Source organism: Defluviimonas sp. SAOS-178_SWC, assembly GCF_039830135.1.
In the GTDB taxonomy this organism is placed as follows: domain Bacteria; phylum Pseudomonadota; class Alphaproteobacteria; order Rhodobacterales; family Rhodobacteraceae; genus Albidovulum.
Map to the genome: position 1 here is coordinate 1878360 of NZ_CP156081.1, position 21852 is coordinate 1900211.

Annotated in this window: 20 protein-coding genes; 12 read left to right on the forward strand and 8 right to left on the reverse strand. The window is 65.9% G+C overall.

All coding sequences use genetic code 11. The annotated features are described in order from the left end of the window. Positions 1-128: 128 nt before the first annotated feature. The 10 genes from rpoN to V5734_RS10145 all read left to right on the forward strand — a co-directional run bounded on the left by rpoN (position 129) and on the right by V5734_RS10145 (position 11091). Positions 129-1427, forward strand: coding sequence for an RNA polymerase factor sigma-54 (gene rpoN / locus V5734_RS10100; RefSeq protein WP_347313370.1), 1299 nt, complete (start codon positions 129-131; stop codon positions 1425-1427). Positions 1428-1673: 246 nt separating this feature from the next. Further along, complete coding sequence (locus V5734_RS10105; RefSeq protein ID WP_347313371.1) at positions 1674-3212, forward strand: ABC transporter substrate-binding protein; 1539 nt, start codon at positions 1674-1676, stop codon at positions 3210-3212. Between the two features lie 26 nt (positions 3213-3238). Next, on the forward strand, positions 3239-4246 hold the full coding sequence (locus V5734_RS10110; protein WP_347313372.1) for an ABC transporter permease: 1008 nt from the start codon (positions 3239-3241) through the stop codon (positions 4244-4246). Beyond that, positions 4243-5133 carry an ABC transporter permease gene (locus V5734_RS10115; protein WP_347313373.1) on the forward strand — a complete coding sequence of 297 codons (891 nt, stop codon included), beginning with the start codon at positions 4243-4245 and terminating at the stop codon, positions 5131-5133. The genes V5734_RS10110 and V5734_RS10115 overlap by 4 nt, the downstream gene beginning before the upstream one ends. Beyond that, positions 5130-6125 (forward strand): ABC transporter ATP-binding protein, encoded by a 996-nt coding sequence (locus V5734_RS10120; protein WP_347313374.1) that lies wholly within the window; start codon positions 5130-5132, stop codon positions 6123-6125. Before V5734_RS10115 ends, V5734_RS10120 begins: the two co-directional genes overlap by 4 nt. After that, positions 6122-7141, forward strand: a complete 1020-nt coding sequence (locus V5734_RS10125) for an ABC transporter ATP-binding protein (protein WP_347313375.1) — start codon at positions 6122-6124, stop codon at positions 7139-7141. Before V5734_RS10120 ends, V5734_RS10125 begins: the two co-directional genes overlap by 4 nt. Beyond that, positions 7138-8235: a C45 family peptidase gene (locus V5734_RS10130; RefSeq protein ID WP_347313376.1), complete on the forward strand. Its 1098-nt coding sequence runs from the start codon at positions 7138-7140 to the stop codon at positions 8233-8235. Before V5734_RS10125 ends, V5734_RS10130 begins: the two co-directional genes overlap by 4 nt. Positions 8236-8256: 21 nt before the next feature. Beyond that, entirely contained in the window at positions 8257-9228 is a 972-nt protein-coding gene (locus tag V5734_RS10135) for a sigma-54 interaction domain-containing protein (RefSeq protein ID WP_347313377.1), read from the forward strand. A gap of 167 nt (positions 9229-9395) precedes the next feature. Continuing rightward, complete coding sequence (locus V5734_RS10140) at positions 9396-10754, forward strand: acyclic terpene utilization AtuA family protein (RefSeq protein WP_347313378.1); 1359 nt, start codon at positions 9396-9398, stop codon at positions 10752-10754. Between the two features lie 7 nt (positions 10755-10761). Next, positions 10762-11091 carry a DUF4387 domain-containing protein gene (locus V5734_RS10145; protein WP_347313379.1) on the forward strand — a complete coding sequence of 110 codons (330 nt, stop codon included), beginning with the start codon at positions 10762-10764 and terminating at the stop codon, positions 11089-11091. An 18-nt stretch (positions 11092-11109) separates the two neighbouring features. Here the strand turns inward: V5734_RS10145 and V5734_RS10150 are convergent, their stop codons facing one another. Continuing rightward, positions 11110-11607: a lipocalin family protein gene (locus V5734_RS10150; RefSeq protein WP_347313380.1), complete on the reverse strand. Its 498-nt coding sequence runs from the start codon at positions 11605-11607 to the stop codon at positions 11110-11112. A gap of 109 nt (positions 11608-11716) precedes the next feature. On the opposite strand from V5734_RS10150, the gene V5734_RS10155 reads away from it, so the two are divergent. Then, a complete protein-coding gene (locus V5734_RS10155; RefSeq protein ID WP_347313381.1) occupies positions 11717-12694 on the forward strand; it encodes a GlxA family transcriptional regulator in 978 nt (325 codons plus the stop codon). A gap of 454 nt (positions 12695-13148) precedes the next feature. On the opposite strand, the gene V5734_RS10160 is transcribed toward V5734_RS10155, so the two are convergent. Together V5734_RS10160 and V5734_RS10165 are read right to left on the reverse strand one after the other, a co-directional pair. Next, positions 13149-13919 (reverse strand): IS3 family transposase, encoded by a 771-nt coding sequence (locus tag V5734_RS10160; RefSeq protein WP_347313382.1) that lies wholly within the window; start codon positions 13917-13919, stop codon positions 13149-13151. Between the two features lie 82 nt (positions 13920-14001). Then, positions 14002-14958: a hydrogen peroxide-inducible genes activator gene (locus V5734_RS10165; protein WP_347313383.1), complete on the reverse strand. Its 957-nt coding sequence runs from the start codon at positions 14956-14958 to the stop codon at positions 14002-14004. Positions 14959-15074: 116 nt separating this feature from the next. On the opposite strand from V5734_RS10165, the gene katG reads away from it, so the two are divergent. Further along, positions 15075-17252: a catalase/peroxidase HPI gene (gene katG, locus V5734_RS10170; protein ID WP_347313384.1), complete on the forward strand. Its 2178-nt coding sequence runs from the start codon at positions 15075-15077 to the stop codon at positions 17250-17252. A 108-nt stretch (positions 17253-17360) separates the two neighbouring features. Here katG and V5734_RS10175 read toward each other — a convergent pair whose 3' ends face one another. The 5 genes from V5734_RS10175 to V5734_RS10195 are packed head-to-tail and all read right to left on the reverse strand — an operon-like array spanning position 17361 to position 21851. After that, positions 17361-18275: an FAD:protein FMN transferase gene (locus V5734_RS10175; protein WP_347313385.1), complete on the reverse strand. Its 915-nt coding sequence runs from the start codon at positions 18273-18275 to the stop codon at positions 17361-17363. Positions 18276-18279: 4 nt separating this feature from the next. Next, positions 18280-18846 carry a nitrous oxide reductase accessory protein NosL gene (locus tag V5734_RS10180; RefSeq protein ID WP_347313386.1) on the reverse strand — a complete coding sequence of 189 codons (567 nt, stop codon included), beginning with the start codon at positions 18844-18846 and terminating at the stop codon, positions 18280-18282. Then, a complete protein-coding gene (locus V5734_RS10185; protein ID WP_347313387.1) occupies positions 18843-19664 on the reverse strand; it encodes an ABC transporter permease in 822 nt (273 codons plus the stop codon). Before V5734_RS10185 ends, V5734_RS10180 begins: the two co-directional genes overlap by 4 nt. Next, positions 19661-20557, reverse strand: a complete 897-nt coding sequence (locus tag V5734_RS10190; RefSeq protein WP_347313388.1) for an ABC transporter ATP-binding protein — start codon at positions 20555-20557, stop codon at positions 19661-19663. The genes V5734_RS10185 and V5734_RS10190 overlap by 4 nt, the downstream gene beginning before the upstream one ends. Continuing rightward, positions 20523-21851: a nitrous oxide reductase family maturation protein NosD gene (locus V5734_RS10195; protein WP_347313389.1), complete on the reverse strand. Its 1329-nt coding sequence runs from the start codon at positions 21849-21851 to the stop codon at positions 20523-20525. Before V5734_RS10195 ends, V5734_RS10190 begins: the two co-directional genes overlap by 35 nt. Between the last annotated feature and the right edge of the window lies 1 nt (position 21852).

Genomic DNA, 21852 nt, shown 5'->3' on the forward strand with positions numbered 1-21852 from the left:
CCGCGACGCTCACGATGGGCCGCGGTGCCCCAATACCGGGAGGCGCGCCCGCGAAAGGCTGGCATGTCGCCGCCGGGAGTGTATCCTGGGAGCGTCCCGAGCCATCTGACGTCAGGCGTTTCAATAACTTGGCCAACTCACCCACATCGGCTCTTCAGCAAAGCGGCGCCTTGCGGATCACGCGGTCGCTTGGTCAGGCGATCAACCTCCTCAAGTTCAGCAACCGCGAACTCGCGGCCTTCCTCGCCTTTCAGGAAGCCGTGAACCCCCATCTCTCGCTGCAAGCCGACCGCAATCCTCCGGCCCGCGCTTCCGCGCGTGGATGCGCGCCGACGGGCAGCGCGGCGGAGGCGTTCCCCGTCGACCAGATCGCCGGCCCGCCGGCCAGCATTCACGAGCACGCGAAACGGGAAATCGGGCTGGTTCTGAGGTCCGAGCACGAGCGTGCCATCGGGGACCAGTTCGTCGCGGCGCTGGAACCGACCGGCTGGCTCGGCCGGTCTGTCGAAGACATCGCGCGTGACGCCGGTTGCGATCGGACCGAGGCGGAAACGGTGCTTGCGAAGATCCAGCGGATCGATCCGCCGGGGCTGTTCGCACGGTCGCTGGCTGAATGCCTGCGGCTTCAGGCCGAGGATGCGGGGGTTCTGTCCGACCAGCTGTCCTGCCTGCTCGACAACCTCCCCATGCTCGCGCGGGGCGAATTCGACGCTCTCGCCAAGCTGTGCGGGTGCGGCCGCGGGGAGATTTCCGACCATTTCGCGACCATCCGGGGGTTCAACCCGAAGCCCGGCCTTGCCCTTGGCGTCGAAACACCCCGATCAGCCCCCCCGGATCTCGTCGTATCCGTGGGCGAAGACGGCCTCGATGTGGAACTCAACCGCTCCACCCTGCCGACGCTCACCGTCAGGGACGTGAAAGGTCTGGACGGGTCCAACCTTGGCATGCTTGACGCCGCGAAGGCGGTAGCGCGGGCCGTCGAGCGGCGGAACATCTCGACCTTGCAGATCGCGGCGGAGATCATCCGCAGGCAGTCCGACTTTCTGAGGGACGGGCCGGCCGCCCTCCGGCCGCTCGCGCTGCGCGATGTCGCCGATGTGGTCGGCATGCACGAAAGCACGGTCAGCCGGGTGACGGCCGGCCTCAGGATAGACACGCCCCGCGGCCCGATGGGACTGCGTGATCTATTCAGCGGCGCGCTGTCCACAGAAGGCGGGCCGGTGTCCACTGTCGCGGTGCGGGCGCGTATCGGCGACATGATAGAAGCCGAAGATCCGGCACGCCCGCTGACTGATCGGGATATCGCGGCCCGATTGTCGGAGGCGGGCATCCGGATCGCGCGGCGGACGGTTGCAAAGTACCGGGATGAGCTTCGTATAGCTGGGGCCGCCAAGCGAGGGCGGGCCAATCATCCGCGTCGAGGCTAGGCGGTCGGTTTTCATGATCGAAGGCGTTGCGCGGAATGCGCCCGCATCGCGTGGAACACACGCGCGCCGGAATGCGGCGGTTGGGGACTTGGGGAATGGTTTCGGTCAAGGCATTGGAAAAACGCCCGTTTAAGCGCTTTCAGCATACAGATCGAGTGCGGCACAGGATTTGCATGTAAGATTGTGTCCGCCAAGCGGATAGCCGCGGCGCCTGTCCGCCGACGAACGAAAACAGGGAGAACGAAAATGACATCCATCACCCGCGCCCTCCTGGCGTCAACAGCAGTCTTCCTCGTGACCGCGCCCGTCGTCCCGGCGGCGGATCTGACCGTCGGTTTCACGCTCGACGCCGATACGCTTGATCCGGCGAACCACCGCAAGCGCGAGACCGAAACCATCATCCGTAACATGTATGACGGTATCCTCACCCGGGATTCCAACATGAAGGTGGTGCCCGAGATCGCCGAGTCGATGACGCAAGTCTCGCCGACCGTCTATGACTTCAAGATCCGCTCCGGCATCAAGTTCCATGACGGCAGCGACCTGACCGCCGAAGACGTTAAGTTCACCATCGACCGCATCACCCAGGAAGGTGCCATGGGCGACGGCCAGACGAGCCCGCGTCAGAGCCTCATGGGGCCCGTCGCCTCTGCCGAGGTCGTCGATGGGGATACCGTCCGCATCACCCTGAAGGAGCCGTGGCCGATCCTGCCTGCGATGCTCCCCTTCCAGGAAGTCGTCTCGAAAGCCTTCGTCGAGAAGGTCGGCTCCGCCGGTCTGGCGACGATGGAAAACGGAGCCGGTCCCTTCAAGCTGGTCGAATGGCGCAAGGGTGACGCGATCATCATGGAACGCTTCGACGATTACTATGGCGGCGCGGCCGACATCCCGCCCGTGGGAAAAGCCTGCGTCGACCGCGTGATCTTCAAGATCATTCCGGAAAGCGCCAGCCGCGTTGCCGCCCTTCTGGCCGGCGACGTCGACATCATCAACGAATTGCCGCCCTTCTCGGTCGATCAGGTCAAGAACAACGAGGGCACCGACGTGATGACGGTGAACGGCACCCGCAGCTTTTTCATTGCGATGAACATGCAGGGCGAGTATTTCGACGACCCGAAGGTCCGCGAGGCCGCCGCCCATGCCGTGGACAAGGACCTGATCATCGACAAGATCCTCGGCGGCAACGCGGCGCGGATCGAGGGCATCCTGTCGCCCGACGCCTTCGCGGCATCGCCCGACCTGACACGCTACGATTACGACCCGGAACTGTCGAAGAAGCTTCTGGCCGAGGCCGGCTTCCCCGACGGGATCGAGGTGACGATGGATACCGAGGGCGCGTTCAAGGACACGGCCGAAGCCATCGCCTCGCTCCTGACCAAGGGCGGTATCAAGACCACCGTTCAGGTCGGCGAGGGCGCGCAGCTTTCCGACAAGTGGCGGACAAAGGGGGCGCCAAAATCCGGCGACATGTACTTCACCAGCTGGGGCAACGGCTCGCTCGACCCCTATGACATCTTCACGCCGACCCACAAGACCAACGACCGCGGCAACTCCGCCGGCTACTCGAATCCCGAGGTGGACAAGCTTCTGGACGAGGCGGCGGTCGAACTCGATACCGCGAAGCGGGCCGACATGTACCATCAGGCCGAGACCATCGTGAACGCGGAACTGCCCTACATCTACCTCTGGGTGCCGCAGGACATCTATGGTGTCTCGAAGCGTCTGAAGGGCTGGAAACCCAGTGCCGACAGCCGCATCAACCTGCACGACGCCTGCGTCGAGTGAAGCGGACCTGATCGGGAGGACCGGACATGAGCCTTGGCAAGCTGATCGAACGGCTGATCCAGCTTGTGCCGGTCCTACTCGGCGTCAGCCTCATCGTCTTCGTGATGATGACGCTGACGCCGGGTGACCCGGTGCAGATCATGATCGGCGATCAGGCGGTCACGCCGGAACAGGAAGCGGCGATGCGCCGCGACCTCGGGCTGGACCGGCCAATCGTCGAACGCTTCTTCGTCTTCCTCGGCAATGCCGCAACGGGCGATTTCGGAACAAGTTTCTATCACAGGCGCCCGGTCCTCGAAGTCATCGCCGAACGCCTGCCCGCGACGATCGAGTTGAGCCTCGTCGCGCTGATCGTGGCGCTGCTCACCTCGATACCGCTTGGGGTTCTGGCGGCGATCCGCAAGAACTCCATCTTCGACAGGATCGCCACGGTCGGCTCGCTTCTGGGTGTGTCGCTACCCGGTTTCTGGTTCGGCATCCTGCTGCTGATGCTCTTCGCCGTGCACCTCCACATCCTGCCGGTCTCCGGCCGGATCGGTTATTCGGCGGAAATCGAACCGATCACGCATCTTCTTTTGATCGACACCCTGCTGCGCGGCCGGTTCGACGCCTTCCTCGACGCGCTCTCGCACATCATCCTTCCGGCGATCACGCTCGGTCTGCCGATGACGGCGATCCTGATGCGGGTGACGCGAACCTCGATGCTGGAAGTCATGCGTCAGGACTATGTCACCTTCGCCGAAGCGAAGGGGCTGTCGCGGCGCCGGGTCATTTTCCGCCACGCCTTGAAGAATGCGCTGATCCCGACCGTCTCGGTCGCCGCGATCGAGACCGGCAGCCTTCTGGGTGGCAACATGATCGTGGAGACGGTCTTCGGCTGGCCCGGCCTCGGTCGGCTCGTGGTCGAGAGCATCTTTCTCAGGAACTACCCGCTCGTCCAGGCGGCGGTGCTCTTCTATGCCGTCACCTACGTTCTTTTGAACTTCGTGGCCGATATTCTCTACACTGTCCTGAACCCGAGGGTGAAGCTGTGACGCTCGCTGCCGACATGCCCGTCCGGGCGGACTCCATCTTCCGCCAGAACGTTCGCAATTTCCTCGGCAACCGGCTGGCCGTCGGAAGCGCCGCCGTCGTCGTCCTCTTCGTCGTGATGGCGATCTTCGCGCCGCTGATCGCGCCGCACGACCCGAACGAGACCGACCTGTTCCGCAGGCTTCAACCGCCGGGATGGGCTGCCGGGGGCGAGTGGTCCTATTTCCTCGGCTGCGACGCGCTCGGACGGGATATCCTGTCGCGGATCATCTACGGCACGCGGATCTCGATCTTCATCGGCGCGGCGGTGATCCTTGTCGCGACCACCATCGGCATTCTCGCCGGCCTCGCCTCGGGATATCTGCGTGGCTGGGTCGATATCGTCATCTCCCGTCTCGTCGATATCCTTCTCGGCTTTCCCTACCTGATCTTCGCCATCGGGCTGATGGCGATGATGGGGCCCGGGCTCGTCAACATCATCCTCGCCCTTGCCTACAAGGAATGGGTGATCCCCTGCCGCGTGGTGCGCGGTGAGACGCTGGTGACGCGGGAACTTGAATATGTGGAGGCGGCGCGGGCGCTGGGTGCGTCGCGCGGACATATCATGATGCGGGAGATCCTGCCCAACATCCTGTCGCCCGTCATTGTGGTCGCGACGATCCGGATGGCCCATGTCATCATCCTCGAGGCCTCGCTGTCGTTCCTCGGCCTCGGGGTGCAGCCGCCGACGGCCTCCTGGGGCTCGATGGTCGCCGATGGCCGCGCCTTCATCCTCGAAGCCTGGTGGGTTTCCACCTTCCCCGGCCTCGCGATCCTGCTTCTGGTTCTCGCGATCAACGTCGCAAGCCAGGGTCTGCGCGATGCCTTCGATCCGAGGTTCCACGAATGAACGCCCCGCTTCTCTCCGTGAAGGACCTGCGCACCGTCTTCGACACCCGCGCCGGCCGGGTCTATGCGGTCGATGGGGTGAACGTCGAGGTCAGGCGCGGCGAATGTCTCGGCGTCGTCGGCGAAAGCGGTTCCGGCAAGAGCGTGACGTTCTCCTCCGTCATGGGCCTCGTGCGGTCGCCGGGCAGGATCGACGGCGGAGAGATCGTCTTCGACGGGCGCGACCTGCGCGGTCTCTCTCCGCAGGCCATGCGCGCGGTGCGGGGGCGTGACATCGCGATGACCATGCAGGACGCGCTGACCGCGCTCAACCCGGCGCTGAACGTGGGCGAACAGATCGGCGAGGTTCTGGAAGCGCATGACGAGACCTTGCCCACGGCGCGCGGCGCGCGGCAGCGCGCGATCAGGGAGCGTTCGGTCGAGATGCTGTCGCTTGTCGGCATCCCCTCCGCAGAGAGCCGCCTGCGGCAGTACCCGCACGAATTCTCGGGCGGGATGCGGCAGCGGATCATGATCGCCATCGCGCTTGCCTGCCGGCCGAAACTCCTGATCGCGGACGAACCCACGACCGCGCTCGACGTGACGATCCAGGCGCAGGTCCTCGAACTCATCACCGACATCCGCTCGAAGCTCGGGATGAGCGTGGTTCTCATCACCCACGACCTTGGCGTCGTCGCGGAACACTGCGACCGCGTGATGGTGATGTATGCCGGCCAGGTGGTCGAGGAGGGGACGACCCGCGACGTCATCGGCAATCCGGCGCATCCCTACACGAAAGGGCTGCTCGGCTCGATCCCGCGCCTGTCGCTGCGCGGCCAGCCGATCAAGCCCATCGAGGGCCAGGTGCCCGACCTGATCGGCCTGCCGCCGCAATGCCGGTTCTATTCGCGCTGCACGGTCCGCAAGGAGGTCTGCAAGTCGCTCATCTCCATGCGGGAAGCGGCGCCGGGCCATCAGGCGCGCTGCGTCCGTGTCGGAAAGGACAGTCAATGACGGACGCGCCACTCTTGCAGGTCACGGGCCTGACCAAGCACTATTCCGGCCACCGCAGCCTTGGGCAACGGCTTTCCGGTGTGCCCCAGACCGTCGTCCGGGCGGTGAACGACGTCTCCCTCTCGGTCCGGCGCGGGGAAATCCTTGGCCTGATCGGGGAAAGCGGTTGCGGGAAATCGACGCTCGGGCGGGCGATCCTGCGGCTCCACGAACCGACGTCCGGGAAGATCGTCTTCGATGGCACCGATGTGACGGCGCTCGGGGCCGACGATCTGAAGGCGATGCGGCGGCGGATGCAGATCATCTTTCAGGACCCCTATGCCTCGCTCAATCCCCGCCGCACGGTGGCGGAGATTGTCGGATTGCCGCTGAAGCTGCACGACCTTGCCGCGTCCGAGGACGAGGTGCGCGCGAAGACCGCCGCGATGATCGAGAAGGTCGGCCTGAAGGCCAACCAGCTTGACCGCTATCCGCATCAGTTCTCGGGCGGTCAGCGCCAGCGGATCGGCATCGCCCGCGCTCTGATCTCCAACCCCGAATTCATCGTCTGCGACGAACCCGTCTCGGCCCTCGATGTCTCGATCCAGGCGCAGATCATCGAGCTGTTGCAAGAACTGAAGTCCGAGTTTGGCCTGACCTACCTTTTCATCTCGCACGATATCTCGGTGATCGGCTATCTCTCGGACCGCGTGGCGGTGATGTATCTGGGCGAGATCGTCGAGATGGGACCGGTCGACTCGGTCCTCTCGCGCCCCCGGCATCCCTATACGCAAAGCCTGATGTCGGCAGTGCCCGAGGTCGACGCGGTGGGCCACAAGAACCGGGTGCGGCTCAAGGGCGATCTGCCATCGCCGCTCAATCCGCCGTCGGGCTGCAAGTTTCATACCCGCTGCCCGCTGGCCATCGACGCCTGCCGCAGCAAGGCGCCAATGATCGAGACGGTCGGCGAGGGTCATGTGGCCGCCTGCCACCGGTTGGCCGAACACCTGTCGCTGCTCGAAAGCACCGAGGCATGAGCGGCTTTTCCCCATTCCCGGCTGAGGCGCTTGTCCTCACCGGCGATGCGACGGCGCGGGGCAGGGCGCAGGCCACCGATCCACGTGCCGATCCGGCCCGGGTCCGCGAGGCGACGGTCGGTCGGGTCGAGGCCGCCCGTACCGCCGGCATCATAGACGCGGCGGCCCTGGACTACCTCAGCCGGCAGCGCGATTTTCACCTGGCCCACGACCCGGACGGGATGGCGGAACTCGCCGGGATCGCCGAAGGCTTCGGGCTCGCAGAAGACGACCTTTTTACCCACCTTCACCTCGGCACGCTGAACGACCTCAAATCGGGTGCGCGGCTCGAAAGCGACGGGTGCAGCGCCTGGGCGGTGCCGGACGGACCCGAGGGCCCGATCGTCGTGAAGAACCGCGACTATTCCGGTCTCCATCGGGGTATCCAGCGCGTCACGCATCATACCGGCCCGGATGTGACGACCGGCGCGATGCTCTGCGTCGGCAGCCTCGGCAGCCCTTCCGCCTATTCGAGCGGCGTCAACGCCAGGGGGCTTGCCCTCGCCGATACGCAGGTCGCGGTCCGCACCCACCGTGTCGGCTGGCTACGCTATTTCCTGATGACTCGTATTCTCGCATCCTGTGCAACTGTCGCCGACGCGCTCGCGCTGATCGCGAGCAAGCCGCATGCGGGTGGCGGAACGCTGATCCTCGCGGATCGGTCAGGGGACACTGCTGCCGTGGAACTCGGGGCGTCGGGCCCCGGCGTGACTCGGGGCGGCCGGGTGCTTCGCACCAACCATTACGTCCTGCCCGGTCACGCCGCCGACACCCTCTTTCCCGAGGGCGACCGGATCGCCGGCAATTCAGGGGAACGGTTCGCCTATCTCGAACGTGTCCTGCCCGACCTGACTCCGAGCGTGACTGTGGCCGCGCGCCTCATGCAGACGCACCGGGACACCGCGCCCGGTGCCGCGCCGCTCTGCCAGCATGGCGAGAGCGAGGCCAGCCAGACACTTTCCACCGCGATTTATTCGTGTAGGCTCGGCACGCTGACATTCAGCGAAGGCAATCCCTGCACCGGGAACTGGCAGGCCTATCCGATGCCGTTCTGAGGTGCTGAACCGGGACCGGGCATGGCCGATTACAAGAACGAACTGGTCGGGACCCACCCGAGCACGGAAAGCCTCAGACACCTCGTCGCGCGGGTCGCCACGAGCCCGGCGCAGCGCGTTCTGATCTACGGGGAGACCGGCACCGGCAAGGGACTTGTCGCGCGGATGATCCACCGGCTGTCCAGCCGGGCGCAAAAGGAATTCGTCGATATCAACTGTGCCGCGATCCCGGCGAGCCTGCTTGAATCCGAGCTTTTCGGCCATGAGCGCGGCGCCTTCACCGGCGCGGTCGAACGCAAGCTCGGTCTGATCGAGGCCGCCAATTACGGCACGGTTTTCCTCGACGAGATCCGCGAGATGGACCTGACGCTTCAGGCCAAGCTCCTCAGCCTTCTCGACACGCGCCAGTTCCGTCGGGTGGGCGCGGTGAAGACGACATCGGTCGATGTCCGCTTCATCGCCGCGACGAACAAGGTGCTCTTGTCCGAGGTGAACGACGGTCGGTTTCGGGAAGACCTCTACTACAGGCTTCAGGTCGTCGCGATCAACCTTCCGACGCTGCGTGAGCGCGGCGAAGATGTGCTCAACCTCTCCCAGCACTTCATCGACCGCTACAATGCCTTCTACAAGCGGACGATCCGGGGTCTGGCCGATGAGACGGCGGACATATTCCTGCGCTACGGCTGGCCGGGCAACGTGCGCGAACTTGAAAACCTGCTGGAGCGGATCTTCATCCTCGAGGATGACGACGTGATTCTGCCGCGCCATCTTCCCGACCGGATCATCCGCTCGGTGCGCGGCGGCGGCGCGGCTATCGCGGGACCTGCGGGCGGGGCAGGGATCTCGGGATTCCACGAAGCCACCGCCGACTTCCAGCGGAAGCTCATCGCGCGGGCGATGGTCGAGGCGGGGGGGAACGTCCAGCAGGCGGCGGCCGCGCTGCGGATCAGCCGCCATGCCCTCCGCCACCAGATGATGAAGCTCGGTCTCTGACCTGCGTGGATTACGTCCGCACCCCGCGTGAATTCAACGCGGTGTCGTTTGGGTGTCACCGGCTCCGGGGGCTTTTATTATATTTACCAACGGGTTATGGTAATCATAGATTGCGGCACGGGAATTGCATGTAAGAGGGCAACGATTTCTCTCTGCGCGAGGTTCCCATGTCGTCCCTGAAGATCATCTGTCCTAACGGACACCTCGGCTTCGCCCCGTTGAAGACCGGAAGTTTCCACCTCGGCGTCGATGCGGGGCCCGATTTCATCGCGGCCGACTCCGGCAGCGACGACATCGGCCCGGTGCCGCTTGGCACCGATACCTGTGCCAGCCCGAAAGCCTGGCAGGAGCATGACCTCGAAGAGATGCTGCTCGCCGCGCGCCGGATCGGCGTGCCGATGATGATCGGCTCGGCAGGGGATACCGGCACGAACAGCCGGGTCGACATGTATGTCGACACGATCCGCCGCATCGCCGCGAAGCACAAGCTGCCGCCCTTCAAGATCGGCTGGTTCTATTCCGAGGTCGGGAAGGACATGGTCCGTGCCAAGATCAGGGGCGGATCGCCGATCAGGGGGCTCGACGCGCGCGAGGACCTGACGGAGGCCGAGCTGGACGCGACCGACCGCATCGTCGCCATGGCCGGGGTTCACCCCTTCGTCAAGCTCCTCGAGGAAGGCTGCGACGTCATCATCGGCGGCCGGTCCTCGGACAGCGCAATCTTCGCCGCCGCGGCGCTCTTCAAGGGCTACCCGGAGCCGCAGTCGTACTATCTCGGCAAGGTCCTCGAATGCGCGTCCTTCTGCGCCGAGCCCTACGGCGCCAAGGAAACCGTTCTTGGTGAGATCACCAGGGACGCGGTCGAAGTCACGGCGATGGCCCCGTTCCAGAGCTGCACCATCGCCTCTGTCGCGGGTCACGCGATGTACGAACGCTCCAACCCGTTCCACGAATTCGTCGCGGGCGGCATGCTCGACATGACGAACTGCCATTACGAACAGGCCGCCGACAAGACGACGCGCGTGACCGGGATGGAGTTCGTCCCGGCCGAGGAGTTCCGGGTGAAGCTCGAAGGCTCCGGCAAGGTCGGCGAACGCTATGTCGGCATGGCCGGCATCCGCGACCCATACACCATCGCCCATGTCGACGAGGTCATCGCCTGGGCCCGAGCGCAGGCCGAGGAACGCTTCGGCAAGGACGGCTGGGAACTGCACTACAACGTCTTCGGCCGCAACGGCGTCATGGGCGACATGGAGCCCCTGAAGGACCAGCCGGGCCACGAGCTTTGCGTCGTCGTCCAGGGCATCGCGCCGACAAAGGAGATGGCCGAGGAACTGACCATGACCGGCACGCGCCAGCTGTTCTACGCCCGCCTGCCGGATGTGAAAGGCACCGCCGGCGGTGTGTCGTTCGTGCTTGACGAGGTCCTCCACGCGAGCCCTGCCTACCGCTGGACGGTGAACCACACGATGGCCGTCAGCGACCCGCTCGAGCTTTTCCCCACCCATACCGCCACGATCGGCTGAGGTTGCCATGAACACCCGCAAGACACTGGCCGAGCTGGCCAAGACCATCCGCTCCAAGAACGCCGGGACGGACAAGATCACCTTCGACATCATCTTCCGCGAGAAAGAAACCTACGAGATGGTCAAGCGCTCCGGCGCGCTGACCCGCGAAAGCGTCTGCGATGTACTGAATGTCGATCCCGCGCGGCTGACCGACTTCGTGGAATACGATCCGGCCTATGCGATCAAGTTCACGATCCTGCGCATGCGGCCGAGCGGCAGCGCGGGAGACGGCGACATCTTCGGGGCCCAGCAATATGCGCCGTTCCTCGATCTGGAAGTCGACCTCTCCAGTTGAGGTCGTTGCGGCGCCGCCTCAGAGCGGGGCAAGTCCGGCCGGATCGTAGCCGTTGAATTCCAGTACGCGCCGCGCCGCGATCATGAGGTCGGGGCGCACCTCGGGTGTGCGCGACAGAAGCCGGGCGAAGCCGCCCGACGGTGTGCCGACGACCGCCACCCGGTAGTCGGCATCTGTCCAGAGCACCCAAAGCTCCTCGCCGTTCCGCGTGATCCGCCCCGGCCCCGTCACGCGGGCCTCCGTGACAAAGGCCCGGGCGCCGTTCGGTCCACAAGCGATACCGGTGACGCGGTAGCGGTCCGGCGCCGTCGGTGTCCATGTCTCGGCCAGCGGGCCGCAGCGTGTCTCGGACCCGTAGGCGGCCGCGATATGCCAGACATCCGCGAAGCGGCCCGGATCGAACGCGGCGGCGGAGGAGATCGGTTTTGCCCCGTCCCGCAATCCCGTCGGCGCAGGCGTGCCGGCGCAACCGGCGAGGGCGAGAAGGCACAGCAATATTGAGGGTCCTTGGCGCATTGCCGGCTCCGGTTTGGGGTTGGCCGGAACTGTCGGCGAGTCGCGCGGCAAGCGCAAGGGCAGGGGATACGGCTTGCCGGTCCCGGTTTTGCGAAATACGAAAGGCCTGATGAAAAGCGAAAGAACCATCTTTGCACCCGAACCGGGGCCGCTGTCGGTCGGCATCCTCGTGATGGCCGATACCAATGCTCTGTCGCTGGCCGCCTCGGTCGATCCGATGCGGGCGGCGAACCGGCGCGCGGGAAAGACGCTTTTCTCCTGGCGCTACTATTCGGCCACCGGCGGCGCGGTGCCGATCACCGCCGGGTTCGAGGTTGCGACGGACCCGCTCGGCGACCGGCCCGACGTCGACGTGCTGATGATCGTCGCCGGATTCCGGCTCGCCGAACAGGCGACGCCGGCGCTACTTTCCCGGCTGCGCCGGCTCGCGCCCCGGCTCAGGGCGATGGTCGGCATCGACGGCGGAAGCTGGTTCCTCGCCTATGCCGGGCTTCTCGACCACCGCGCCGCGACCGTGCATTGGGAGGATCTGGAGACCTTCGCGGATCGCTTCCCCGCCGTCGATGTGCGCCGCGACCGTTACGTGATCTCGGGGCCGATGGTCACGACGGGCGGTGCGGCGCCCTGCCTCGACATGATGCTGGACCTCATCCGCAGCCGGAACGGGGCGGAACTGGCGCTCCGCGTCGCGGGCGCCTTCCTGTACGAGCCGGTCCATGCCGCGACCGTGCCGCAGCAAGCGGTCTCCGCCGCGCGGCTGTCGCGGACCGATCCGGCGCTCGGCCGCGCCATCGCGCTGATGGAGGCGGGGATCGAGGAGCCGCCCGCCATCGCCGCGATCGCCCGGCGGATCGGCCTGTCGCAGCGGCGCCTGGAGATGCTCTTCTCTGACCGGCTCGGCATCAGCCCAGGTCGGTTCTTTCTCGATCTCCGGCTGGACGAGGCGCGGCGGATGGTCACCGACACGGTGCTGCCGGTGCAGGAAATCGCCCTCCGCACCGGTTTTTCCAGCCAGGTCGCCTTCGCCCGCGCCTTCCGCGCCCGCTTCGGCACCGCCGCGTCGGCCCTCCGGCGCGCTACGTCTTGACCAGCCTGTCGATGAAGCGGGCGAAGCCGGCAACCTCGATCAGCGACGTCCTTGCCGCCGAAGGCTTGGAAAGGACGGACCTCGACCGCGTTGCGATCTTGGCCGTGCGATCTGAACGCTCGCCGCCGACGACCGTTCGACCGTCGCCGAACTGAACCGCAACCCCCGGAAGATCTCCAGCGGGGTGGTCCAAACGGCGGTCGCTGCTCAAACAGGGAGGGCGACAAAATAAGTATGGCGGAAAAAATCAGGGGCGGAAGTCACCTTCCTGTCGCCCGCCTTTTGAAATAACAAAATTAATTGAAATGACGTGGCGGAGGAGCCAGTCTGGAGCTATCCCGTCTCCGCAAAATTCCCGGCAAACAGGGAAAGTAACAGTGAATTACTGTTGTTTTTGACCAGAGACCCGACTTCCCTCCAGCCCGTGGGAGAACCCGTTGGTTGATATTTGGCCTCATGCGGCCCTGGTTTCCAATCTCGATTTCATTGCATATGCCTGCGACGTGAGATTTCCGAGGGATGAGTGAGGTCTGTTGCAGTTGTAGTCTTCATTCCGGGCCGTGATCTTCACGCGGGCCTCGGCCAGCGATGAGAACCGGGTTTCGTTGAGAAGCTCGTCCCGAAAGCTGCCGTTGAAGCTCTCGACGAAGGCGTTCTGCACCGGCTTTCCTGGCGCGATGTAATGCCAGTCGATCCGCGTTTCCTGGCACCATCTGAGCACCGCCAAACTGGTCAGTTCCGTCCCGTTGTCGCTGACGATGGTCTTGGGCCGCCCGCGTCGCGCCATGATCCCTGTCAGCCCGCGCGTGACGCGCAGCCCGGAGAGCGACGTGTCCGCGACCAGCGCCAGGCAGTCCTGGCTGAAGTCGTCCACGATGGCCAACACGCGGAACCGACGCCCGTCGGCGAAAGCGTGAGATACGAAGTCCAGGCTCCAGCGTTCGTTGGGTCGCTCTGGCACCGGCATCGGCCTGCGCGTGTCCGGAGATCGCTTGCGACCGCCGCGCTTCCTCACCTGCAGCTTCTTCAGCTTGGCGTCCTCATCCTCGGGCGCCTTGAGCCGCCGGGCATCTGACACCTCAAGCCCACCGAACTTGCCCGTCCACTTGAAGAACGTCGCCGAGCTGATCCCATGCTCCCGGCACATCTCCGCCGTCGCCCAGCCGCTCTCCCGCTGCTTCAGGATCGCGATGATCTGCCCTTCGCTGCACCGTGGTCCCTTCATTTTGTCCATCTCCTTCGTTGGGACGGACACTGCCTCAAACCCGAGGAGGAAACGGGTCTGAGATCGCAAGCCGCACCGTCTTTTATCGCTGGTGATCGGGCGCCGGCGTTGCGGCCTTGTCCGCGCCTCCGCTTCCGGTGTCCGCGCCGGTCCGGTTCCCGACCGCCCGAACGATCGACCCGATCTGCATCAGTTGATCGGAGAGCGGATTGGTCGCCCGCCACACCATTCCGATGGTGCGGGACGGGCGCGGGGCGGGGAACCGGCAGACCGACACGTCGGTCGAGCGGGTTTCGAGGGTGACGGCCATTTCGGGGATGAGGGTGACGCCCATGCCGGCCCCGACCATCTGGACGAGGGTCGAAAGGGAACTGCCCTCCATGATCTGGCGAGGCTCGCTCTCCGTCATGTCGCAGAACGACAGCGCCTGATCGCGAAAGCAATGGCCTTCCTCGAGAAGGAGGAGGCGCATCGTTTGCAGCATCTTCGGGCTTGGAACCGGCTTTGCAGCGTCCTCGGCGGGGCGCACGAGGACGAAATCCTCGTCGAAAAGAGCGAATTCGGTGAGGCCCGGTTCCGAAACCGGCAAGGCGACGACGGCAAGGTCGAGCCGTCCTTCGAGAAGATCGTGGATCAGGCTTCCGGTGATCGCCTCGCGCAGTTTCAGGTCGAGGTCGGGAAACCGTTGCGAGAGGGCCGAGATGATGCCGGGCAAGAGGTAGGGCGCGGCGGTGGGAATGATGCCAAGCCGAAGGCGCCCCGCGAGGGGGCCCTTCGAGGCGCGGACCAGATCGTCCAGCTCTTCCACGGCCAGGAGGATCTGGCGCGCTTTCTGCAACAAGCCCTCTCCGACCGGGGTCAGGCGGACCTGGCGCGCGCCCCGTTCGACGAGGGGGGCACCGAACATGCCTTCCAGCTCCTTGATCTGCAAGGAGAGGGCCGGCTGCGAGATCGAACAGGCCTCGGCGGCGCGTCCGAAGTGCTGACAGCGCGCCAGCGCCTCGAAGTAGCGGAGTTGTTTCAGGGTCAATCCTATCATTTGATTTACTTATCACATTCTTTTGGAGAACCAATTGGCGTTAATCGCACTGCGTCGTTAGAAGCATTCCAGATCGCGCAAAACTGCTTCGGCAGCGTCACCCAAGGGAGAAAACCATGGACGGAAACGATATCAATCCGACCGGCGGCTGCCCCGTCATGCACGGCGGCAATACCGAAACGGGCAACAGTGTCACCAAGTGGTGGCCGCGCGCCCTGAACCTCGACATCCTGCACCAGCATGGTGCGCGTACGAACCCGATGGATCCGGACTACAACCATCGTGAGGCTGTGAAGGCTCTGGACTTCGAGGCGGTCAAGGCGGACGTCAAGGCGCTGATGACCGACAGCCAGGAATGGTGGCCGGCAGACTGGGGCCATTACGGCGGCCTGATGATCCGTCTTGCCTGGCATTCGGCCGGGTCTTACCGGATGGGCGACGGGCGCGGCGGCGCGGGGTCGGGGAACATCCGTTTCGCGCCCCTGAACTCCTGGCCGGACAATGCCAGCCTCGACAAGGCGCGCCGTCTTCTGTGGCCGGTCAAGAAGAAGTATGGAAACGCCCTCTCCTGGGCGGACCTGATCATCCTTGCGGGCAACATGGCCTACGAGTCGATGGGATTGAAGACCTTCGGCTTCGGCTTTGGCCGCGAGGATATCTGGGGGCCCGAACAGGACGTGAACTGGGGCGCGGAAAACGAATGGCTGGCGCCGTCGGAGAACCGCTATGACGATCTCGGCGATGCCGCGACGCTCTTCAACCCGCTGGCCGCCGTTCATATGGGCCTCATCTACGTCAACCCGGAAGGCGTGAATGGCAATCCCGATCCGGCAAGGACCGCGATGCATGTCCGCGTGACCTTCTCGCGCATGGCGATGAACGACGAGGAAACCGCGGCGCTGACCTGCGGCGGCCACACGGTCGGCAAGGCGCATGGTCGCGGCGCGATCGGCAAGATCGGTGCCGCGCCCGAAGGCTGTCCTGTGCATTCGCAGGGCTTCGGCTGGGACAATCCGGGCCTCGAAGGCAAGGCCGCGAACGCCTTCACCTCGGGGATCGAGGGTGCCTGGACCCAGCATCCGACGCAGTGGGACATGGGCTATTTCGACTACCTCTTCAACTACGAGTGGGAGCTGAGGAAATCGCCCGCCGGCGCGTGGCAGTGGGAGCCGGTGAACATGCCGGAGGACGTGAAGCCGGTCGATGCCTCCGACCCGTCGATCCGGCACAACCCGATCATGACCGACGCCGACATGGCGATGAAGGTCGACCCGATCTACAACGCGATCTGCCGGAAGTTCATGGCCGATCCCGACTACTTCGCCGACACTTTCGGCCGGGCCTGGTTCAAGCTGACGCACCGCGACATGGGACCGAAGGCCAATTACTATGGCCCCGACGTGCCGGCGGAAGACCTGATCTGGCAGGATCCGATCCCGGCCGGCAAGACCGGCTACGACGTGGCGGCCGTGAAGGCGAAGATCGCGGCGAGCGGCCTTTCCCCGGCGGAGATGATCGCGACCGCCTGGGACAGCGCCCGCACCTTCCGTGGCTCGGACAAGCGCGGCGGCGCCAACGGCGCGCGCATCCGGCTTGCCCCGCAGAAGGACTGGGCCGCCAATGAGCCCGAGCGTCTGGCCAAGGTTCTCGGCATTCTCGAACCGATCGCCAAGGCGGCGGGCGCCTCGGTGGCCGACGTGATCGTCCTGGCCGGCAATGTCGGTCTCGAACAGGCGATCAAGGCGGCTGGCCACGACGTCGCCGTGCCGTTCGCACCGGGCCGGGGCGATGCGACCGACGAGCAGACCGACGCCGACAGCTTCGACGTCCTCGAACCCCTGGTCTGCGGTTTCCGCAACTGGCAGAAGGAAAAGTACGCGGTCGCGCCCGAAGAGTTGATGCTCGACAAGGCGCAGCTTCTCGGCCTCACGGCGGCGGAGATGACTGTCCTCGTGGGCGGGCTCCGCGTGCTCGGCGCGAACCACGGGGGCTCGAACCTCGGCGTGTTCACCGACCGCAAGGGCCAGTTGACGACCGACTTCTTCGTCAACCTGACCGACATGGCCAATAGCTGGCACCCGTCGGCGGATGGCACCTACGAGATCCGCGACCGCAAGACCGGCAAGGCCAAGTGGACGGCGACCAGCGCCGATCTCGTCTTCGGCTCCAACTCGATCCTGAGGGCCTATGCCGAGGTCTACGCCCAGGACGACAATGCCGGGAAGTTCGTCCGCGATTTCGTCGCGGCCTGGACGAAGGTCATGAACGCCGACAGGTTCGACCTCGTCGCATGACCAACGGGTCCGGGCGGAGCGCCGCCCGGACCCTTGTGCTCGCCCGCAAGATCGCTGGGCCGCGCCCGATCCTCCTCCCCCGGGGATCGGGCGCGGCCCGACGCGTCTTCAGGCAAGCACGGCCGACTCACAGCGGGCGCCAGCGAAGGCTGACAACCACCGGTCGATCGTGGTTCTGTCGGCGCCAAGGCAGGCAGCCGTCGAGAGGGCGTCTGCGAGCGCCGCCGAAGGGGCCGAAACCGAAACGGCGCGCCAGACGGGCAGGGCCGGCTCACCCGATTTGGGGTCGAGAATATGGCCCGCACGCCCGGCGACGTCGAAGACGGTGCCAAGCGGGGCGGACGTGGCGAGGGCGCGGTTCCTGAGGCCGACATCGCCGCCCTGCGCCAGACGGATCGGCCAGTCGCCGCCGCCGGGATGCCCGCCGAGCGCACGATGTTCGCCCGTGTCGATCAGGATGTCGGTCAGACCCTCGGCCTCCAGAAGCCCGGCAACCCGATCGGCGATGTAGCCCTGACCTATGCCGTTCAGGGTGAGCCCCATCCCGGCTCTAAGTCGAATTCCGGCCGTGTCGAAGCGCAGATCGGGCCAGCCGCCCGATGCCCGCGCCTCGGCAAGGGCGCCGACGCTCGGGCGGGTCCCGCGGGCGGCATGTTCGGCCCAAAGCGACCAGAGCGGCTGCACCGTCGGATCGAAAAACCCGTCCGTCGCGCGGTGCGCAGAACCGGCAAGCGTCAGGCATTCCAGAAGCTCCGCCGGCGGGGCGTCAATACGGCCGGCGGCGTTCAGGCGCATGAGGGCGCTGTCCGGCCGATAAAGGCTGAACACGTCCTCGAGCCGGTCGATCTCGGCGGCGGCCCGGGCGCAGATTGCGGCGGCGTCCGGATGGGCGATGCGGATCGTCGCCCGCGCCCCGAGCGCGATCCCGGTCCAGGTGTGGATCGGTGTCTCGCCCGAGCGGGCCGATGGCGCGAAGGCAAGTGCGGCGGCCGAGACAGTGAGAAAGCGGCGGCGGGTCAGCATCTGGTCATCCCTCGATCTTTTCGGACAGGGCCTTGAGGCGGGCGTTGAAATCGGCATCGTCCCCGGCGGTGATATCGCTCTCCATCGTGACCGGCGCGATCACGGCGGAATCGGGGACGTCCGCCAGCGACATGACCGTGCCGCCGCGCCGGTCCGCGAAGGCGGCGGCGGCGGCGAGATCGGTGAACGGCACGAGTTCCGGCGCCCCCATGCCGCCCTCGACACTCGACCCGACGACGTAGTGGGCGCTGGCGGCGGCGATCCAGTTGGTATCGCCCGGCTCGTCCCACGACGCGCCCTCGGCGCCCATGTCGTTCACATAGATGGCGAGGATCACCCCATCCTGTTCGGGAAGCCGGGCATAGGCGATGGCATCGCGAACCTGGCTGAAAAAGAGGGGCTTGCCGGGAAAGCCTTCCAGATGCACCTGCGCCTTGGGGCCGGGATGTTCGAGGACATTCATCTGGCAAAAATGGCCCACCGCGGATTCCGTCAGCGCGACAGGCGAGAGGTCCTGCGCCTCCTCCTTGCAGGCGGCGAGAAGCAGGATGATGAGAAGCGCGCGTTTCATGGTGTCACCTTGCGAAAGGCCGCGGCTGCCAGGATGAGCGCGAGAAGGGGCCAGGCGGCCACGGACAGGGCCGATTGCCAGAGCGGGATCGCGGTCGAGGCGCCGGAGACACCGGCGGCCGCGGCCGAAGCCTCCGACGCGGCAAGGTTGAACAGGCGGAACGCATCGGCCGGATTGGCGAGAAGGGCGAGCGGGAAGAGGTCGGTCGTGAACCAGCCGCCATTGTCCGCCACGACCGCGGCGAGAAGGCCGAGGTCATAGAGCACCACCGCGCCGAGCCATAGCCCGATCGCCAGACCGGCCGCCCCGGACGGACGCCGGGCAAGGGAGGAGAGCGCATAGCCCGCGCCGAGGAACGTCGCGCCGAGCAGAACCGACGTCCAGGTCAGGCGCAGAAGCGATGGCAGGCCGGACGCGGAGGCCGGGTCCGCCCAGAAGGCCGCGGCGGCGGCAAGTCCGTAGCCCGCCACAACGGCGAGCGCGAGGACGCAAAGATGGGCGACGAGCTTGCCGAGAAGGATCTCCACCCGCGCGCCCGGATAGGTCAGGAGGAGGGGCAGGGTGCCGCGCTCGACCTCGCCCGCGACAGCGTCGAAGGACATCAGGAGCGCGACGAGCGGCACCAGATAGACGGCCAGAGAGGTCAGCGAGGCGACGGTGACGGACAGCCGGTCGACGCCAAGATCGCCGGTCGGCGCGGACCCCGCGGCGGACAGGACCAGCGCGAAAAGCCCCATGAGGCCGATCGCGATCGCGACCCAACGGTTGCGGAGCGCGATGCGGAATTCAACGGCGGCGGTGGCGAGGATGCGGTTCATTGCCCGTCCCTCCGGCTGAAATGGCTGTAGATATCCTCAAGGCTCGGCGGCACGACCTCGATGTCGGCCACCTTCTCGCCAAGTCCCGCGACGCGGGCGAGGATGCCGAGCTTGTCTTCCTGCGCGCAGGACAGGCGCAGATCCGTCCCGACCCGGATCGCGCCGGGGAGTTCCGCGGCGATGTCCGACGCGTAGCCGTTCTTCGCGGTGACATGCATGGTCACCGGCAAGGCGGCCGTCCGGCGCAGGTCGGACAGCGATCCGGTCGCGACCATGCGGCCCTGCGACAGGATCAGGATGCGGTCGGTCCGCGCCTCAACCTCGGTCAGCGCGTGCGAGGAGAGAAGGACCGAAGCACCCTCGGCCGCGAGACCGTCGAGGAGCGCGTAGAAGTCGCGGCGCGACACCGGGTCGAGGCCCGACGTCGGCTCGTCCAGCACCAGAAGCCGCGGCTTGCCGATCAGCGCCTGCGCAAGGCCGACGCGCTGGCGCATGCCCTTGGAATAGGTTCCGATCCGGCGCCGGGCCGCGTCATGGAGCCCGACCCGGTCCAGAAGCCCGCGCGCCTTGCCCGGATCCTCGCCCCGGAGGGATAGGAAATGGCGGATCTGTTCCTCGCCGGTCAGGGCGGGGTGGAAGGCCGCGTTTTCGGGCAGGTAGGCCACCCGCTCTCGCGCGGCGGCGGAGCCGGGGGCCGCGCCGCAGACCTCGACCGTGCCGCTGTCGAACGGGATAAGGCCGAGGATGATCTTCATCATCGTCGACTTGCCCGCACCGTTATGGCCGAGAAGCGCGACGCGGCTTCCCGGTTCGACGGACAGCGACACGGCGTCGAGCGCCCTGGCCCCTGAGAAAGTCTTAGTGAGTTCCGATATGTTCAGAGTCGAGGTCATCATAGGTTCCTTCCGCCCAGCGTCCTGCGACCTCGGCTTCCATGCCTTGGATCGCGGGCGGGACGGGAATGGCGCGGGCCGCCATCAAAGGGTGGGAATCGAGAACGCCGCCGGGCAGCGTGGCGGGGAAGCTCTTCTGGCTCCAGCGAACGAGCTGCACCGCAGGAGAGCCGGTCAGGAGCGCGGCAGCCGGTTGCGACCAGAGAATGTGGTCCATCAGATCGTTCGGGCGGAACACGGCATCCGCGATGCCGTCGCCGTTGAGGTCGAAGGCCGGGTGATCGGACCAGAAGTTGCCGCGCCCCTCGAAGCTCCATTCGACATGTTTGGTGCCGACATATTTCACCTGTTCACGGTTGCCGATAAAGGCGTTGCCGGTCAGGACGTTGCGTTCGGATCCTGCGGTGAAATGGATGCCGATGCCGCAGCCTTCGAAGCGGTTGTCGTAGATCAGGTTCTTGTGGGCATTGTAGATGAAGAGACACTTCTTGGTGCCGCCCCGGACGAGGTTGCCGCTGACATCCGCGTTGTTGGCGTAGTTGAGCATCACGCCATGTTCGCGGTCGCCGAGCGACAGGTTGTCCTTCACCACGACGCGGTTCGAATACATGATCGCGAACCCGAGGTGGTTGCCGATCGAGACGTTGCCGGAAACCTCGCTGTCATGCGTATACATGTAGTGGACCGCGAAGCGCAGGTCGCGGAAGAGGTTGTTGCGGTAGATCCCCTTGGTGGAGGTGTTGGAAAAGATGCCGTCGCGGCCGTAGCGGATGTCGTTGTCCTCGATCACCGTGCCCGGCGCGTTCCAGATGTAGACGCCGTTGCCGCGATCGTTCATCCGGTCGAGTTGAAGTCCTTCGATCGTGTTGCCGCGCACGACGGCGTCATGGCCGCCATGTACATCGACGCCGTGCAGGTTGCCGACAATCCGGTTCTCTTCGATCCGCGCCCGGTCGGCGCCCTTCATGATCTTGATGCCGGAATCAATGTCGGCGTTCAGCCGGCCCGAACCGGTCACGGTGATGCCGCGCACGGCGACATCGTCCGCCGCGACGGTGATCACGGTCCCCTGGCCTTCGCCGTCGACGACGGCCCCGGCGGGGCCGGTCAGCGTCAGCGGACGGTCGATGGTGACGGGGCCCGTATAGGCCCCGTCCCTCAGCATCAGCACATCGCCGGGAGTCGCCCCGGCGATGGCGTCCTTCAGCGTGCCGGCGCCCGGGATGACCTGCACCTCCGCCGCCCAGAGGGGCGCGGCCAGCAGGATCAGGACGGGAAGCAGGCGCGTCGGCATG

Excerpts from the sequence above, each read along its gene's own strand:
- V5734_RS10105 (WP_347313371.1), top strand. The coding sequence starts at position 1,674 with ATGACATCCATCACCCGCGCCCTCCTGGCGTCAACAGCAGTCTTCCTC.
- V5734_RS10110 (WP_347313372.1), top strand. The coding sequence starts at position 3,239 with ATGAGCCTTGGCAAGCTGATCGAACGGCTGATCCAGCTTGTGCCGGTC.
- V5734_RS10120 (WP_347313374.1), top strand. The coding sequence starts at position 5,130 with ATGAACGCCCCGCTTCTCTCCGTGAAGGACCTGCGCACCGTCTTCGAC.
- V5734_RS10125 (WP_347313375.1), top strand. The coding sequence starts at position 6,122 with ATGACGGACGCGCCACTCTTGCAGGTCACGGGCCTGACCAAGCACTAT.
- V5734_RS10130 (WP_347313376.1), top strand. The coding sequence starts at position 7,138 with ATGAGCGGCTTTTCCCCATTCCCGGCTGAGGCGCTTGTCCTCACCGGC.
- V5734_RS10135 (WP_347313377.1), top strand. The coding sequence starts at position 8,257 with ATGGCCGATTACAAGAACGAACTGGTCGGGACCCACCCGAGCACGGAA.
- V5734_RS10140 (WP_347313378.1), top strand. The coding sequence starts at position 9,396 with ATGTCGTCCCTGAAGATCATCTGTCCTAACGGACACCTCGGCTTCGCC.
- V5734_RS10145 (WP_347313379.1), top strand. The coding sequence starts at position 10,762 with ATGAACACCCGCAAGACACTGGCCGAGCTGGCCAAGACCATCCGCTCC.
- V5734_RS10150 (WP_347313380.1), bottom strand. The coding sequence starts at position 11,607 with ATGCGCCAAGGACCCTCAATATTGCTGTGCCTTCTCGCCCTCGCCGGT.
- V5734_RS10155 (WP_347313381.1), top strand. The coding sequence starts at position 11,717 with ATGAAAAGCGAAAGAACCATCTTTGCACCCGAACCGGGGCCGCTGTCG.
- V5734_RS10160 (WP_347313382.1), bottom strand. The coding sequence starts at position 13,919 with ATGAAGGGACCACGGTGCAGCGAAGGGCAGATCATCGCGATCCTGAAG.
- V5734_RS10165 (WP_347313383.1), bottom strand. The coding sequence starts at position 14,958 with ATGATAGGATTGACCCTGAAACAACTCCGCTACTTCGAGGCGCTGGCG.
- katG (WP_347313384.1), top strand. The coding sequence starts at position 15,075 with ATGGACGGAAACGATATCAATCCGACCGGCGGCTGCCCCGTCATGCAC.
- V5734_RS10175 (WP_347313385.1), bottom strand. The coding sequence starts at position 18,275 with ATGCTGACCCGCCGCCGCTTTCTCACTGTCTCGGCCGCCGCACTTGCC.
- V5734_RS10180 (WP_347313386.1), bottom strand. The coding sequence starts at position 18,846 with ATGAAACGCGCGCTTCTCATCATCCTGCTTCTCGCCGCCTGCAAGGAG.
- V5734_RS10185 (WP_347313387.1), bottom strand. The coding sequence starts at position 19,664 with ATGAACCGCATCCTCGCCACCGCCGCCGTTGAATTCCGCATCGCGCTC.
- V5734_RS10190 (WP_347313388.1), bottom strand. The coding sequence starts at position 20,557 with ATGACCTCGACTCTGAACATATCGGAACTCACTAAGACTTTCTCAGGG.
- V5734_RS10195 (WP_347313389.1), bottom strand. The coding sequence starts at position 21,851 with ATGCCGACGCGCCTGCTTCCCGTCCTGATCCTGCTGGCCGCGCCCCTC.